The sequence below is a fragment of the Cysteiniphilum litorale genome (assembly GCF_003428165.1).
Lineage (GTDB): Bacteria > Pseudomonadota > Gammaproteobacteria > Francisellales > Francisellaceae > Caedibacter > Caedibacter litoralis.
This window is the reverse complement of sequence record NZ_QLIQ01000001.1, coordinates 197324-213585: the sequence shown is the minus strand read 5'-3', so window position 1 is coordinate 213585 and position 16262 is coordinate 197324. Positions and strand designations below refer to the sequence as shown.

At 38.3% G+C, this 16262-nt stretch carries 16 protein-coding genes; 5 read left to right on the top strand and 11 right to left on the bottom strand.

Annotated elements, in window-relative coordinates; genetic code table 11:
* Window positions 1-20: 20 nt before the first annotated feature.
* From DNJ75_RS00945 to DNJ75_RS00935, 3 genes are all read right to left on the bottom strand, one after another.
* Window positions 21-1490: a peptide MFS transporter gene (locus DNJ75_RS00945; RefSeq protein ID WP_117001293.1), complete on the bottom strand. Its 1470-nt coding sequence runs from the start codon at window positions 1488-1490 to the stop codon at window positions 21-23.
* Between the two features lie 169 nt (window positions 1491-1659).
* A complete protein-coding gene (locus DNJ75_RS00940) occupies window positions 1660-2943 on the bottom strand; it encodes a replication-associated recombination protein A (protein ID WP_117001292.1) in 1284 nt (427 codons plus the stop codon).
* Window positions 2944-2945: 2 nt separating this feature from the next.
* A complete protein-coding gene (locus DNJ75_RS00935; RefSeq protein WP_117001291.1) occupies window positions 2946-3878 on the bottom strand; it encodes a Ppx/GppA family phosphatase in 933 nt (310 codons plus the stop codon).
* 247 nt (window positions 3879-4125) lie between these two features.
* Between DNJ75_RS00935 and DNJ75_RS00930 the strand changes: the two genes are divergently transcribed.
* A complete protein-coding gene (locus tag DNJ75_RS00930) occupies window positions 4126-4581 on the top strand; it encodes an Hsp20 family protein (protein ID WP_117001290.1) in 456 nt (151 codons plus the stop codon).
* Here DNJ75_RS00930 and pyrF read toward each other — a convergent pair.
* From pyrF to DNJ75_RS00905, 6 genes are all read right to left on the bottom strand, one after another.
* Window positions 4578-5339 carry an orotidine-5'-phosphate decarboxylase gene (gene pyrF, locus DNJ75_RS00925; RefSeq protein ID WP_117001289.1) on the bottom strand — a complete coding sequence of 254 codons (762 nt, stop codon included), beginning with the start codon at window positions 5337-5339 and terminating at the stop codon, window positions 4578-4580. The genes DNJ75_RS00930 and pyrF overlap by 4 nt on opposite strands.
* A 105-nt stretch (window positions 5340-5444) precedes the next feature.
* Window positions 5445-7433, bottom strand: coding sequence for a flavohemoglobin expression-modulating QEGLA motif protein (locus tag DNJ75_RS00920; protein WP_117001288.1), 1989 nt, complete (start codon window positions 7431-7433; stop codon window positions 5445-5447).
* On the bottom strand, window positions 7408-8454 hold the full coding sequence (gshB, locus tag DNJ75_RS00915) for a glutathione synthase (RefSeq protein ID WP_117001287.1): 1047 nt from the start codon (window positions 8452-8454) through the stop codon (window positions 7408-7410). Before gshB ends, DNJ75_RS00920 begins: the two co-directional genes overlap by 26 nt.
* A gap of 302 nt (window positions 8455-8756) precedes the next feature.
* On the bottom strand, window positions 8757-8918 hold the full coding sequence (locus DNJ75_RS15285; RefSeq protein WP_157968156.1) for a hypothetical protein: 162 nt from the start codon (window positions 8916-8918) through the stop codon (window positions 8757-8759).
* A 23-nt stretch (window positions 8919-8941) separates the two neighbouring features.
* A complete protein-coding gene (cydB, locus tag DNJ75_RS00910; RefSeq protein ID WP_117001286.1) occupies window positions 8942-10141 on the bottom strand; it encodes a cytochrome d ubiquinol oxidase subunit II in 1200 nt (399 codons plus the stop codon).
* Complete coding sequence (locus DNJ75_RS00905; RefSeq protein ID WP_117001285.1) at window positions 10141-11757, bottom strand: cytochrome ubiquinol oxidase subunit I; 1617 nt, start codon at window positions 11755-11757, stop codon at window positions 10141-10143. Before DNJ75_RS00905 ends, cydB begins: the two co-directional genes overlap by 1 nt.
* Before the next feature lie 200 nt (window positions 11758-11957).
* On the opposite strand from DNJ75_RS00905, the gene DNJ75_RS00900 reads away from it, so the two are divergent.
* From DNJ75_RS00900 to waaF, 3 genes are all read left to right on the top strand, one after another.
* Entirely contained in the window at window positions 11958-12665 is a 708-nt protein-coding gene (locus DNJ75_RS00900; protein ID WP_117001284.1) for a Crp/Fnr family transcriptional regulator, read from the top strand.
* A gap of 109 nt (window positions 12666-12774) precedes the next feature.
* Window positions 12775-12954 (top strand): zinc-finger domain-containing protein, encoded by a 180-nt coding sequence (locus tag DNJ75_RS00895; RefSeq protein ID WP_117001283.1) that lies wholly within the window; start codon window positions 12775-12777, stop codon window positions 12952-12954.
* 10 nt (window positions 12955-12964) lie between these two features.
* Window positions 12965-14020: a lipopolysaccharide heptosyltransferase II gene (gene waaF, locus DNJ75_RS00890; protein WP_117001384.1), complete on the top strand. Its 1056-nt coding sequence runs from the start codon at window positions 12965-12967 to the stop codon at window positions 14018-14020.
* Here the strand turns inward: waaF and DNJ75_RS00885 are convergent.
* Window positions 13953-14492 (bottom strand): chorismate mutase, encoded by a 540-nt coding sequence (locus DNJ75_RS00885; protein WP_157968155.1) that lies wholly within the window; start codon window positions 14490-14492, stop codon window positions 13953-13955. The two genes, waaF and DNJ75_RS00885, sit on opposite strands and share 68 nt — an antisense overlap.
* Before the next feature lie 125 nt (window positions 14493-14617).
* The gene (gene epmB / locus DNJ75_RS00880; RefSeq protein ID WP_117001281.1) at window positions 14618-15640 is read right to left on the bottom strand and encodes an EF-P beta-lysylation protein EpmB; all 1023 of its coding nucleotides are present in this window, start codon (window positions 15638-15640) and stop codon (window positions 14618-14620) included.
* Window positions 15641-15689: 49 nt separating this feature from the next.
* Here epmB and efp point away from each other — a divergent pair, with 49 nt between their 5' ends.
* Window positions 15690-16259 carry an elongation factor P gene (efp, locus tag DNJ75_RS00875; protein ID WP_117001280.1) on the top strand — a complete coding sequence of 190 codons (570 nt, stop codon included), beginning with the start codon at window positions 15690-15692 and terminating at the stop codon, window positions 16257-16259.
* Window positions 16260-16262: the final 3 nt, after the last annotated feature.

Below are 16262 nucleotides of genomic sequence, written 5' to 3'. Positions count from 1 at the left end.
CACAACCGCCCTGCTTTTTGTTATTTTAATTCAACCTGATGTTTGTTAGCCCAGCGCTGCATAAGATAAGCAAATATCACATAGATGACACCTAAGCCGATACAAATTAATCCAAGCCAAAAGAAATAAGACATATAGGTTGGCAGGCTTTCCAATGGATTGACCTTACCATCAGGCATTGCAACTAATTGCCCTAGTTTTCCTGCAAGCGCCCCGCCGGCGGCTAATGCCAACATGAAAAAGCCCATGCCAAGAGTGACGATCTCTTTTCTAAAGTATAGTGCCACCAATGAGAATCCAAGAGCAGCAACAAGTAGCTCAGCCAAGGCAGCAAAAACATAAAATAAAATCATCCAGTTACCATTGATATAGCCATCTTTGGCGCTTAGTAAGCAGATAACAAATAATACAATAAATGCCACACCTGATACGATAGTGCCTAATGCATATTTATAAGGCATAGTTGAGAGTTTAGTGCGCTTTGATCGTTGATATAATATCGCTAATACCGGGCTTAAGATAACTAACCAAAATGAATCTAGTGACGCATAAGTTGCTGGTGATACATTTAAACCAATTAAAGTTAAATGTACATTATGCTTGGCAAATAAGACAAGGGTTGAAAACATCTGATTATAAATCACAAAATAAACGACGGCTTCAATAATCAATAGCACACCGATAATTTGCATAAAGCGCACTTTGATATCCTCTACTTTCATTGCATCTTGAAGCATGTAGACAAACATCACAATACATAGCGCTATAATCAGATAAAAGGAGACATCTGATATCTGAAATAGCAAGTAACAAGCAACGATTTGTACTAAGGAACCTAAGACAATCATCGCAATAATTTTTAAGTTAATGTGCTCACCATCACGCTCACCGTTAATATCTTTCAACAATTGGTAACGCAGACCATAGTTTAATAATGAGACAATCATCCCCAGTACTGAGATCCCAAAAGCTGCTGAATAGCCCGTGTGTTCAGCAATGATTGGGGTAATGGCAATTCCCAGAAAACTACCGATATTAACACCCATGTAATATAGCGTGAAAGCTGAGTTGGAACTGGCAGCATTATTGCTAAATATCTTTGAGATTAATGCTGTCGGTGCCGGTTTAAAGAAACCATTACCAACAATAATAAACGATAATGCCCACATAACGGTATTAAGATTATGCGTCAATGCCAACATGCCATAACCAACAAAGAGCATGATGCCACCGGCGACTAAAGCACGTTTAATACCAATATATTTATCGGCAATATAGCCGCCAATAGTTGGTGTTAAATATAGCAGTGCGGCAAAGATGCCGAAAATCAGATAAGCCTTAGATTCATCAAGATGCTCTGCGGTGATAAATAATAAAAACAATGATTGAAAGCCATAAAAAGCATAACGCTCCCATAGCTCCATAAACCAAATGACGCCAAATTGGCGCTTACTTAAATTTTTTTGATTGATTTGATGTTGTGTATTCATTATTGGTGAAATTCTCGATATTTCGGCGTGAAAATTATATGTTTAGCCACGCATTTTTGAACAAGGAAAGTCAATAATGGCGAGATTTAGTGCTTTTGTAAATAATTAATTTATGCTGTAGAGTCAATGGGTGCTATTGAGTTTAATGTAAATAGTTATTTACGATATATTACATTTTGTATTTTGATTTTAAATACGTAAGCTTTTGTGCGATCTTACTTTCAAGCCCCCTATCCGTTGGGTAGTAATATTGGTGAGTTACACCTTCCGGTAAATAGCGCTGATTAACATACGCATCTGGAAAGTCATGTGGGTATTTATAGCTTTGCCCTGCTACCTCTCCTGCGGGTTTCACATTGCGCAAATGCATTGGCACGCTGACATCTGAATGATTTTTTAAATCGCTAAAAACATTCTTGTATGCCATGTATGATGCGTTACTCTTAGGTGCTGATGCTAGGTAAATTGCTGCCTGAATTAGTGGCAAGCGCCCTTCTGGTAATCCTAAACGTTCATACGACTGCCATGCATCTAAGGCAATATTAAGCGCGCGTGGGTCAGCATTACCAATATCTTCTGAAGCAATACAAAGCATGCGTCTTGCAATCACCAAAGGATCAGCGCCACTTTCAATCATATTGGCAAGCCAGAAAATCGCAGCATCTGGATCAGAGCCGCGCACTGACTTATGAAATGCCGATAATTGACCGTAGAAATAATCACCTTGCTTATCAAGCTTATGCGCGTTTTCACCCAGCGCAATATTTAGCAATTCATCATTTAATTCAACTGTTTTTTCTTGACTGGTATCTGCCATTAAAAAGAGCATTTCAAGGACATTAAGCGCTTGCCGACAATCGCCTTTAGCATAATGATATATTTTCTCAATGACTGTATCTGGTAATGTGAGCTCATGCGCTGACAGTGTCTCATCATAGATAAGCACATATTGCAAAAGCTCACTGATATCTTCAAGAGACAATGGTTTTAAGCGTAGCACCGTTAAGCGCGATAATAGCGCGTTGTTAACTGAGAAAAATGGATTCTCCGTCGTCGCACCAATTAAGATTAAATCACCACTTTCAACATGTGGTAATAACGCATCTTGTTGTGATTTATTAAAGCGATGAATCTCATCTAAAAATAAAATAGTTGCCTGCTGATGCTCAGCAAAATGCATTTTTGCCGATTCTACAGCAAGCTTAATGTCTTTAACACCCGCACTCACTGCCGATAGCTCTATAAAGTGATAGGAAAGCTCATGCGCCAACACTTTGGCCAAAGTGGTTTTACCAACCCCAGGGTCGCCATAGAAGATCATAGACACAATATGAGACTTATCAAGCATCCGTGTTAGTATCTTTTGCTCACCTAATAAATGTCGCTGCCCGACATAGTCTTTGATGTTTTTAGGGCGCATCCGATAGGCTAAGGGCGCTTGAACATAAGACATAGCTAATCCTTATTATTTTGATAATTATTGACGATTTCGTACAACATTCCTTCACGCAACGCGCCATCTGATTTCAACATGTTTTTAATCGATAAACGATTAAACAGCGCATAAAGCACGCAAAATCCACCCGCCAAGATGTTTTCGCGATCTGCTCTTAGACCATTGAAGTGAATATTAGCAACCACTTTCTTTTGTAATAGCTCAGCGGCCAAATTCTCTAAAACTTCACGTGTAATACTGCCATCTGACCAGTTATTTGCTAAGGCCAAATCCGCTATCGAGCGAATGGTACCAGAGGATCCCAGAACGACTTCCCAGCCCTTTTGAATGTATTCTGTGGCAATTGGTTCAATTAGAGTATTTGCATATATAATCGCTTGACTCATATTGGATAAGCTTAATAAACCGTCATTAAAGAATTGATTTTGCATGCTGACACAACCCATTTCAAGACTGACTAAAGCTTTTAGATTCTGCCCCTTACCAATGACCAATTCTGTTGAACCACCACCAATATCAATAATTAAAGCTTGTTTCTTTTTGGCTTGTGTTACAGATGAAGCGCCTACATAGACAAGACGCGCTTCTTCTTCACCCGAGATAACTTCAATTTTTGTTTTTAAGATATGTTGAGCTTCTGTTAAAAAGTCCTGAATATTGTCCTGTGCCTTACGTAGAGTATATGTGCCAACGACTTTGACTTCATCTACCTGATAATGATCAATGGACAAAGCAAAATTTTGCAAACATTCCAAAGCACGTGTTTTGGCTTCATCAGTAAGTCCCATGTCATCAGTAAGCCCCGCTCTTAGCTGTACTTTACTTTTACCGCGATAAAGCTCTTTGATATCACCTTCGGTTGTCACCTCGGAAATCAACATATGAAAACTATTAGAACCCAAATCGATTGTCGCTACTTTTTTACTCGACATAATGTATTATTTTTCCTAACTTTTGCTATCGATTGGCATCATAGCATAGCAACAAGTAATGCCAAAGGCATTCACTTTTATCTTCCACTAAATTTATATAAACTTTTCAATTTTTTTCTTGAAATCCTAATTTTACCCCCTATTTATCAACTCGTGATACGCCAAACGGGTATTGCAAAAAACCTTTGAAACATATGACTATGATTTCAAAACATCAAAATAAACTTGCTAAATTAGGAGTAAAATTATGAATACATTAGATGCACTTGTTAGAAATGCTATTGGCTTTGATCGCTTATTTGCATTGGCTGAAACAGGTAAACCAACGAGCTACCCTCCTTACAATATCGAAGTTTTAGGTGAGCATGATTACTTAATCAGTATGGCTATTGCAGGCTTTAAAGAATCTGAAATTGATATCGTTGTTCATCAAGGTAAGTTAACTGTCACCGGCAACAAAAATGAAGACAGCAAAGAACGTAAATTTATTCATCGAGGTATCGCTGAGCGTTCATTTACACACACTTTTGAACTTGCTGATCATATTGAGGTTAAAGATGCGCAATTTGAAAATGGTATTTTAAATATTTCTTTACTTAAAGAGATTCCTGAAGCAATGCAACCTAAGAAGATAAAAATAAATTCAAATGCTCAAAACATGCAAAAAACTCAAAGTGCTAGAACGCTTGAAACAATCGACTAACTAAGCACTAATTGAGTTAATAAATCCCATGCTTGCTTTTTATATTGGCAAGCTGCTTCTTGCGGATCTTCTGCACCATAAATACCTCGTCCAACAATAATAATATCTGATTGCTTGTGGCTGATAACATATTCAGGCGTATTGTAATTTTGCCCTAAATTATCACCCGCGGAGGCAAAATTCACCCCAGGTGTCATCGTCACTAAATCATTATCTTGACTTAGTTTTTCTTGGGCGATAAAGCCCATTACAAAGTCTTTATTATGCTCTGCTTCGACAATGGTTTTTTGTGTATAGTCATCACTAAATAGATTGTCTTTACTACTCATTTGTGCCAAAAGTAGCAAACCAATATCACGCCCTTTACACCCTTCTTTTAACCCATCAATAATGCCAACCCCAGGCAGAAGATGAGCATTAATAATATCCGCCCATTGTGCAATACGATAAACCCCATCACGCACTTGATGACAAACGGTATTGCCAATATCGGCAAACTTACGATCTTCAAAGATAAGAAAGTCTGTCTCATCAGCGATTTGGCGTAATTCTCGTGCCAATTGTGGTGTGAAGTCAGAGACGATATCAATATGAGTTTTCAAAATAGCAATATGATCTGCCGTTTTCTCAACAAGCTTTAAAAGTGATTTACTATCGGTGACATCAACTGATAATGTCAGATTGGTTTTTTTGTTTTGTACAATTTTGTGTAATTTTTGTGTGACTGGATGCGATGATTGAGCATAAGGAAGTAACATGATTCAAACCTAACTGTATACGTGATTTGAGCGCAAACTATAACATAGGTGCCCTTTGGCGTCTATCAAGGGCATTGATTATTTTGGTGATTTTAGTGATTTTAATTATTTAATCGACTGCATCAAATAACGAATGATTTGATCATCGGCATCAACGGTTGGTGATTGATAACTTACGGGAATAAGCTTAGGCGCTATCAAATACCCTTCATTAGCAATTTTATGCAAGCTATCAAGGTATTTAAGACTCGTCTTACCCGTAAATAACAGATTAATATCCATCTTTTGATGCACATCAATAATTTCGCGCAAACCACTAAGATATAAGAAGTCTTTACTAAATCCGCCACCGCGATAAACGCGTGCGACCAAACGAAAACAAGCATGCGACTCAAGACCACTAATTGAACGCAAATAATGATAAGTTTTAGAAAACTGCATATGCTTAATCATATGCTCAACAGCGATAACACGAAGTGCTAATTCGTGCAGACGCTTAATCGTGAGGTTTCCAGATAAATACTCACTAAAGATTGCTAAGCCTTCTTGCGTATGCGTATTATTTGGCAAGCCTAAACGCAATAATGATAAAGGTTGGGCTTCAGCATTAATGGTTGTTAATGCATGCACGCCAACCTCATGATGAATCAGCGCTTGTAGCTCTTTATGATTGAATTTAGCATTTTTATTAATCACGACTTCTTTTTTGCCATTATCGACCATTGCTTTGGCAATAATCTGATCGGAAAGCTTAATTTTGAAGTCAATTTGATAATTTTGAATGACTTCTTCAAAAGCATTGATAATCTCATCACCCTCATAGCTTGTCTTGCATGGCTTAGTGATATCAGGCGCATGCAGTAAAAAATTGGCATTAGCAATATCTCGATTACTCGGCTCACCATAGATACGTAAACTATTATAGAAAAACTCATCTTTGCCAACGCTTGTTAAAAGATCAACATCTAATGCAATCGAGTCAATCACCTCACAATATAATTGTCTTAACGCAGGAGATTCAACATCATGCAAAGGTAAATGATAAAGCTTCTCTCTAAATTCAAAAGGATTAATCTTTAACTGGCGATAATGAAATTTTGGTTCGTAATCACCACGTTTTTGGAAAAATTTCTTCTTCTCGGTGTGAAAATTAATCGGATTAACATAATTAAGCACATCTATCTTACGAGATAACTGAAAAAGTCGTTTATCAAAAGCGAGTAATCCTTTGTCAAGCATGCCTTTGTTTTTTTGGCGTGCTTGACGAGGAGTTTTACTAAATCCTTCCATAGTTTTATATATCGCGCTTTGCAAACCTTGCGCAATTGCCTCGATAACTAAAGGATAATTCTCGCCACTTAACTCATCCATATAAATTTTTTTGACCTCTAAAGGGATGAGTAAGGTGTTTTTAAACTGTGTATGAATAAACTCGGCCTGATAAGCACGCCCATAAAACACCAAATCATGCTCAACGGTCGTTTCAATATTAGGAATATCCATTTCGGCTAACAACGCTAGACTGAATTTTTTAAGCGTGTTATGCCATTTACGTTTATTGATAAAATGTGTGCCAATGTTAAACACCGGTGTGACTTTATCCGTAATACGTTGATAATTATAGCTGTGTACATCGATAATACAGCATTTCTGATGCATGCTTTCAATTGCAGTCACAAGCGCTAAAAGCACCTCATAATAACTTTTATGCTTAGCGATTAAATTATTCTTTACTTTATTGGCAAGTGGCGTATGCCAAACGGCTTTACCCCAAGCAGTATCATAAATACATGAATCTGGTGTGCGATTGAGATCATACGCATAACGCGAATCATGGGCAATTAATGTTATTGGTAATCCGGTAATAAAATGATCAGTAAATGGATCTTCTTCAAAATAGCGCTCAGTTTCCGTCAGTTGACAGTGAGATTTAAGCGCACTATCAAAGTTGCTGCCTGCATGAATGGCTGTGCCAATAAATGGTGTATACTCTCGAATAGAAATACTAAACCCACCATGATCAACCGTTGCCTCAAAGCATTCGTTGGCAGTTATTTTGTCAATAATTTCATTGGTCGTTAGCGTTAGCATCATCAATCACCTTGGTTAATAACTTCTTATGTTTGATCAAATTTTTGCGTGTGACTACAATATTTTCCAAGAAATCGATGACTTTTTCTTGTAGTTTGACTTTGTTTAACATATTAATTCGTGAGATTCCACCTGGGCTTTGGACATTAACCTCAATCAATTTGCCATTGATAACGTCAATCCCAACGAAATACAAACCATCTTCTACCAATTTAGGACCAATAAATTTACATAGCGCTTTTTCTTGTTTGCTTAAGCTATGCTTTTGCACATGCCCACCTGCATGCACGTTTGAGCGAATATCATCTTTAGCCGGTACACGCTTCATCGCACCAATTGGCTCGCCGTTGAGCATCAGAATCCGTACATCGCCCTCTTCAGCACCATCAACATACTCTTGCAAAATAACATAATTGCCTTTGGAGTTTTTATCCCCTATATAAAAATCAAGCAGCGATTTGAAATTAGAAGACGCTTTTTTCTCAACCACGATCACACCTTCTCCACCAAAACCATTTAGTGGTTTAAGTATCATCTTCTCTCCTGCTTCTTCTTCAAGAACACGTTGTAAATATTCACGGTTTTTTGAAGCATGAGTCACTGGAATAAAACGATTTTCATGATCATTAAAGCCTGCGGTATAAAGCTTATTATTAGCGATTCTAAGCCCGTTTAAGCTATTCATAATAAAGGTATCTGAATGAATTGAATCAAGGAAGTTTAATGCCAGATTATCCAATGGTGGATTATCACGCATAAAAATCACATCAAAACCTGACAATGGCAATTGGCAACGTTTAAACTTAGCATTATTGTAAAAGGATACAAAACTTGAGCTAACCTTTGTCTCTTTAGTGAAAACATCTGCATAAGCCTGTGCAACACTATCACGAATCGTAAGATTACTAGGTGTTGCAATCGCAACCGTATGCCCTCTTTTAACACATTCGTGAATCAAACGCAGTGTTGAATCCATCTTTGGTTCAACACGCTCCCAAGGGTACATAATAAAGCATATTCTCATGTGTCTTTCCTGTTTTCTTAATGCCAATTTGGCAATCCATGCGCATCTTAATCACAAATAAGTGTAGTGTAAAATAAAAAATATGTCGCGCATGAAAATGTCTTTTTTATTGACGGTACAAAGAATAGCTATAGGTAGATGGCTTTAATTATGTCATAGTCTAAAAATACTCACTGTGCCCTGAGCATAAGTCGAAGGGTGCGTATGAAAGCATAATGCCCATCATGGCTTTGGTTGATGCTTAGACAATGTTTATCAAAGGATATTTTGATGGAAATAGGTTCATTGGAGAAATTGAGTTGTTATTCGCTTTCGGCTGGCAGGTTTTTGTCAACACTATGCGCAACAGTGCACCCAGCAACAACTGCAGTAAAAGCCGTTGCCAACCAGAATATATAAAAGCTTTCAAATACATAGGACAACACCAAAGCGGCAATGCCAATAATCCATAAAATTAGTTTCATTTTTTAAAAACCTCTTAGTTTTTTTAATATAACTCATGCGAGCGTTGTTCAACTTCTTGCGCTGTCATTTTGGCATCTCTACCCCACATCTTCTTGTAAACAAAGGTTGTGTAGATAAAAATGATTGGCAGCATAATCACTGCCACAATTAATATGCCAATCAGTGAAATCAATGAGCTACTTGAATTCCAAAGCACCATACTTTGCATAGGTTCAATACTTGATGGCATGATAAATGGAAATAAGCTAAAGCCTAATGTGAACACCGCACCAAAGCATGCGATGACACTGCCTGAAAATGCAAGTAGTGGATTTGATTTTTTACCAAAGCTTAATACCATTATTGCACCAACAAAACCAAGAACAGGCGCGATTAGCATCCAGATATGATTACCATAATTACTCCACCAACCACCTTGTGTGACTGTCACAATGCCACCTGTTAATGGGTGATTAATTGCTTGTGAGTATGTACTTAAATCACTCGCTAGCTGCCAGTGAAAGCCAGGAATAAAGATAAGCCAAATACCGCCGATGGCAAATAGAATAATAAAAAGCCATGCGCTTACTTTTTGGATTTTAACAAAACGATCTAATAGCACGCCACTGGTACGCATTGCGCAATATGACGCGCCATGCATAATCGACATAATCACGGCAAAAATACCAATTAATAACGCAAATGGTCTTAGTAAGCCAATGAGTGAGATAAAGGCAGGCTCTTGCACCAATGCTTTGGTCTCACCATAGTAAAAACGTAAGCTATGCGGATCAAACTGAAATGGCAAGCCTAAGAATAAATTACCAATAGCGACACCAATGATCAAAATAGGAATTAAGCTACCTAAGCACAGCATCCAATCCCAGAACCCCACCCACTTGGTGTTTTCAATTTTATGGCGATATTCAAAAGCAACAGGACGTAAAAACAAGCCCCAAAGCACAACCAAAACACCTAAGTACATGCCTGAGAATGAACCGGCATAGACACGTGGCCAAATCGCAAACAATCCAGCACCGGCGGTGATTAACCAGACCTGATTACCATCCCATGTTGGTGCAACAATATTGATAATGGCACGTTTTTCATTGTCATTTTTACCGACAAAACGTGCCAAGATGCCGGCACCAAAGTCAAAGCACATCGTTGCAGCTGTCAAGAACATGATAAGACCAACCGCGAGCCAGCTTAATAACTGAATAACACTATATAAATCCATCATTATTGCTTCTCCTTCGTAGTTGCCGGTGCTTTATTAAGGACTTTGCTTGGTCCCAAGCGCGCAAACTTAAACATCAAATACATTTCAACAGCGAACAATAAAGCATAGAACAAGCAGAATATTACTAATGTGAATAAAATATCCCATCCATTAATCATCGATGAGCTTACAGTTGTTGGTAACATATCATATACTGTCCATGGTTGGCGTCCGTGTTCGGTAACAATCCAACCGCATAAGCAAGCAATCCACGGTAATGGAATCATATAAAGCATCGTTCGTAAAACCCAACGCTTTTCCCATAAAGTTTTTCTAAAGAGTAAGATCAAGCCGCCAATCATGACAAGGAACATAAATACACCAATGCCAACCATTATTCTAAATGTCCAGAATATGGTTGAAACATTTGGCACTGTATCTAAGGCTGCTGCACGAATCTGTTGAGAAGTCGCTTGAGTCAATGGCTCACCGACTGGCAAATAACGTAATAGCAACATGCCATAACCTAGATCTTGATGGTATTGATTATAAGTAGCGTAGTCACTTTTTGCAGCCGAACCATCGCGCATTTTCATCATTGCTTCATATGCCTTGGCACCGTTGGCAATGCGTGTCGTAACTGCAGGAATTTCTTTACCTGTCATGACATCAGTATAGCCATCAAAGAGTATGGTATTAACACCATAAATCTTCTGATCAAAGGAATGTGTGGCTAATAAACCTAATAGATGAGGAATTTGAATTGAGAAGTCATTCTTGCGCTCAGACTGATTAGGAAATGCTATGACATTAAAGTTAGCCGGAGGTGCTTGTGTACCCCACTCCGCTTCAATCGCAGCAAGCTTCATTGGCTGATATTCATATGCCAAAATACCCTGCTCATCGCCCATTACCATCACCATTAGTGAAGCGATTAAACCAAAGCCCAAGCCAACCCCCATCGAACGTTTAGCAAAGGCAACATCACTTTTATTTTTCTTGCGCAGCAAGTAAAAAGCGCTAATACCGATGACAAAAACAGATGATGTTACATAGCCGGCAATTACCGTATGTGCAAAGCCAATTTGCGCTATAGGATTAATAAACAAATCCCACAAATGCGTTGTTTCCATACGCATTGTCTGCCAGACAAACTCGCCACCAGCAGGGACTTGCATAAAGCCATTAGCAACTAGAATTAAAAGTGCAGATAAGTTTGAGCCAATTGCTAAACAGAATGTCACACATAAGTGTTGTTTCTTGGAGAGCTTGTTCCAACCTAAGAAGAACATACCAACAAAGGTTGACTCAAGCATAAAGGCGACCAAGCCTTCAATCGCTAATGGTGTTCCAAAAATATCGCCAACAAATTGTGAGTAATATGCCCAGTTTAAACCGAATGAAAACTCCATCGTTAAACCTGAGAGAACACCTACCGCAAAGTTAATCCCAAGGAGTTTTCCCCAGAACTTGGTCATGTCTTTATAGACTTGTTTGCCAGTGATGACATACATAAGCTCCATCGTGAAAATAATCCACGTAAGCCCCAGTGTCAATGGTACAAAAATAAAGTGAAAGCAGGCAACAAAGGCAAATTGCCAACGCGCAAGCTCCACTGATAATAAACTTGGTATCATTTATACTACCCTTCATATGATTGAACATCGTTATCAACACTTCGCATACGACAAAGCATCTTGCTGCCTATTGTAGTTTGAGTTGTCACCGAGCTAAACTATCAAAGATAAATCAATCACTTAAGCTTGCTCTTTGTTGACATAGATCAAGTTTTTGGCACAATGCCTGATATCTCTTATAGAATAGTTGAAGCAAATTCATGGTGATACATCAAGCGCATAAGTTAACTGGTCGCCCTAAAACCTGCCATTTTTGTGATTGCCGTGATTTATGTAGCGCACTTAATATCAACCCGTTTGATGATGACAAAACATTAACTCAAGTGAAGTCCATTGCGGTTAATGTCAAAAAAGGCGATGCGTTATATACAATCAATCGCAATCTAACTGCCTTTTATAGTGTGCGTGCTGGTAGCTTTAAACTGGTGAATGCTAATGAACATATCGTTGATTTTTGCCTACAAGGTGATGCCTTTGGATTTGATGGCATTGAATCAAGTCTACATCAATTAAACGCTATTGCTTTAGAGGATAGTACCGTTTGTGGCTTTGATTATCATAGTTTTGTGCAAGCCATTTCAAATAATGCACTATCTAATTTAGATTTTTTGCAATTAATGAGTAAGAAATTTAATGCTGCTATTCATCTTGTTGATGCGACTTATGAGGCACATATTAAGTTAGCACAGTTTGTTTATCGTTTAAGCACGCATCAAAAACGCTGTGGTTACTCCAACACATTCTTTACATTACCAATGAAGCATTTAGAGATTGCCAATCATCTCAACCTAAGTATTGAAACAGTTTCGCGAGCCTTTAAAACATTGGCTAAAGATGGAGTAGTTCAAGCTAAGCACAAAGATATTACCATACTCGATATAGTAAAACTCAAAGCGCTAGTGTCTTAAGCTAATCCCTCAATAACTTTCCATTTAATTCAAAAGAGACAAATTGTCGCAACCAACACTCTATGCTACACTACGCGTCATTATGCATCGTTAGCTAGAGTGTTTTTTTATGTCTAAAGATATTCAAACCGTCAAAGTGTCCAGTGGACAAAGAATCTGTTGCCCTATTCCTGAGCATGCTTCTTGGAATCAACATCCACGTGTATATATTGATCTACATGATCAAAACGAAGGTGTCTGCCCATATTGCAGTACGCGCTTTGTTGTCGTTGATAATGGTCAAAGTTAAACTGTCTCTGATGCGTAAATATCTCATTATCGCACCCAGTTGGGTTGGTGACATGGTGATGTCGCAATCACTTTATCGCTTTCTCAAATCACAAGATCCCAATTGTATTATTGATATTGCAGCCCCCAAACATTGTTGTGAGCTAGCACAATTCATGCCTGAAATTAATCAAGCTTTTGAGCTTGAATTTAAGCATGGTCAATTTGGCTTTAATGCACGCAAACAAAAAGCCCTTGAATTTAAAGGCAAAGGTTATACCGATGCAATCATATTACCCAATTCATGGAAATCGGCATTAATTCCTTTTTTTGCGCGCATTAAAAAGCGCACAGGCTGGCATGGCGAAATGCGTTTTGTGTTGTTAAATGATCGCCGTAAACTCGATAAAGCAAAATACCCCTTAATGATTGAGCGTTTTTGCGCGTTAGGCATTGCTAAAAAAGAGCACTTACCCGCAAAACTGCCCTACCCTAAGTTTAATGTTGATCGTCACTTAGTTGAAACGACACTAGCTAAGTATCGTTTAACCAAAGATAAGCCGATTATCGCGCTGTGCCCAGGGGCTGAGTTTGGTCCTGCCAAAAAATGGCCAAGTGCGTACTATACAGAACTTGCGCAATATCTGTTGGATCAAAATTATCAAGTGCTTTTGTTAGGTGGCACTAAAGATCAGCAAACCACGTCAGATATTAGTAAAGGCTGCAATCATCATGCACATTTATTTAACTTAGCTGGAAAAACCACGCTACCAGAGGCGGTATATTTATTGGCGAGTTGCCAACGGGTTATTAGCAATGACTCAGGATTAATGCATATCGCCTGCGCGCTTAATATTCCAACACTTGTTATTTATGGTTCGACTTCTGATAAGTTCACACCACCATTAAACACATTAGCAAAAAGTTTTTATCTTGAGGGGCTTGGATGTCGCCCTTGTTTCAAACGTGAGTGCCCATTAGGACATATGGATTGCATGAATAAACTACTACCACAAAAGATTATTGCTGAGCTTGAGAAATTGCCACTAAGCTCGCCAACATCATATTCACATAATCCGGATTACTAGGCACCCCTTCGACTTTATTCATTGCTGCTTTAAATGCTTTTGAACTAATCGCTAATGAGCAGCGCTTAAGCGATGGTAATGCATCTTTAATCGCAGGATAAAGTGATTTATCAACACTGCTGATCGTGGCTCTTAATTTCGTTAAATCTAAATCTTTATGATCAAAGCTTTTAGGGTCAGCGAGCCACTTGTCTAGCCAATACTGCTCAATAAACTTTGACATATCCATTTGTAACTGACTAAACATTAAAGTTGGATAAAGTGGCAAATTTTCTTTGTTGGCAATTGCTTGAACGTTTTGCAACACCTGTATTTCACGCGCTGGTGCGTAAATACTTGTCTTATCTGAGTATTTATCAGCAGCAACTAATTGCATAACTTCAGCGCGCTTAGCAATTAAATTAAACGCATTGGTGAGTTTGCTGCTATCACAATCAGACGCCTGTGACACGCCGGTTAATACTACTGCCATAAAACATACCTTTGTTACTTTATTGATTATTTTTAACATTATTTCCTTCTCATCATAAAACCGTAAAAGCAATGATATTAAGCTATATCGTATCTTTACTTTCAATGCTTTTATGCAAAAAAGCATTAATTTATCCAAGTTTTTGCCATTTCATGCGCCACTTCGCGTGTTAATTTAGGAACAAGATAGCCTGAGGTTAGTGATTTGAGCTTGGTATGTATTTTTTTGGCGGTTGACTCATCAATATCAAAATGTGCCGCCCCTTTGACTTTATCAAGCACATGCAAATAATATGGCATAACACCTGCAGCAAAAAGTGCCTCAGATAAAGCTTTTAGTATATGTGCATTATCATTGACGCCTTTAAGTAAGGTTGATTGATTAAGCAAAGTAAACTGAGACTGATTCTTAAGTGCTGCCAAAGCGACTGTAACATCATCATTAATCTCATTGGCATGATTGGCATGAATGACCATGATTTTTTGTAATCTCGTTTCTTTAAACACATTGATTAACTCATCGGTGATTCGCTCGGGCAATACTACCGGAATTCGTGTGTGAATACGCAGACGTTTGATATGCGAAATATCCTCAATTTGTGCCAAAAACCATGCTAATAGCACATCATTATGCATGAGTGGATCACCACCAGAGAGAATCACCTCATCAAGCGCTGTGTTTTTACGAATATACTCAAAAGTGTCAAGCCACAATGCTTTTGATTGTGTTTGCGCTTGATAATCATACTCCCGACGAAAGCAATAGCGACAATGCACAGCACATGCTGGATGAAGGATTAATAACGCGCGATTTTTATATTTATGTAAAAGACCTTTTACCGGATTGAAATCTGCTTCTTGTAAAGGATCAGCAACATAGTCATCAATTGAGTCAAGCTCTTTTACTGAAGGTAATACTTGCAATAATAATGGATCATTTATATCACCCTTTTGCATACGTGATGCAAAGCCTTTAGGGATACGCATCGGAAATGATTTAAGTGCCGGAGTATTATAAGACGTAGGATCAATTTCCAAAAATTGCGCCAAGTCCTGCCAATGCGTAAAACCTGTTGCCAATGCATTTTTCCAATCTGCACTTTTGCTATGCGCTTTACCCTGTTGCGTGGCGTGTTTTTCGTGTATCATGTTCGACGTTTTGAAATAAAGTAGCGCTAATATACTAAAGAGGAAAAAGATGGCAAGTTTTAGTACAAGTGAATTTAAAAATGGTTTGAAGCTTTTACTGGATGGCAACCCGATGGTTATCGTTGAAAACGAGTTTGTGAAGCCTGGTAAGGGTCAAGCATTTAATCGTGTCAAGTTGCGTAATCTAAAAAATGGACGTGTGATTGAAAAGACATTCAAATCAGGTGAATCAGTTGATGCCGCAGATGTTCTAGAGGTAGCAGCAAGCTACTCGTACTTTGATGGCGAGTTTTATGTTTTCATGCATGATGAAACATTTGAGCAATACAATGTAACTGAAACAGCATTAGCTGATAGTAAGAAATGGATCAAAGAGCAAGACCAATGTTCTATCACTTTGTTTAACGGTGAGCCAATTAGTGTTACCCCGCCAAATTTTGTGCAGCTTAAAATTGTTGAGACAGATCCAGGTTTAAAAGGTGACACAGCGGGTACTGGCGGCAAACCAGCGACACTTGAAACAGGTGCTGTCGTTAAAGTGCCTTTATTTGTTCAAATCGATGAAGTGATCAAAGTCGATACGCGTACAGGTGATTACGTTTCACGCGCTAAGGACTAAGGT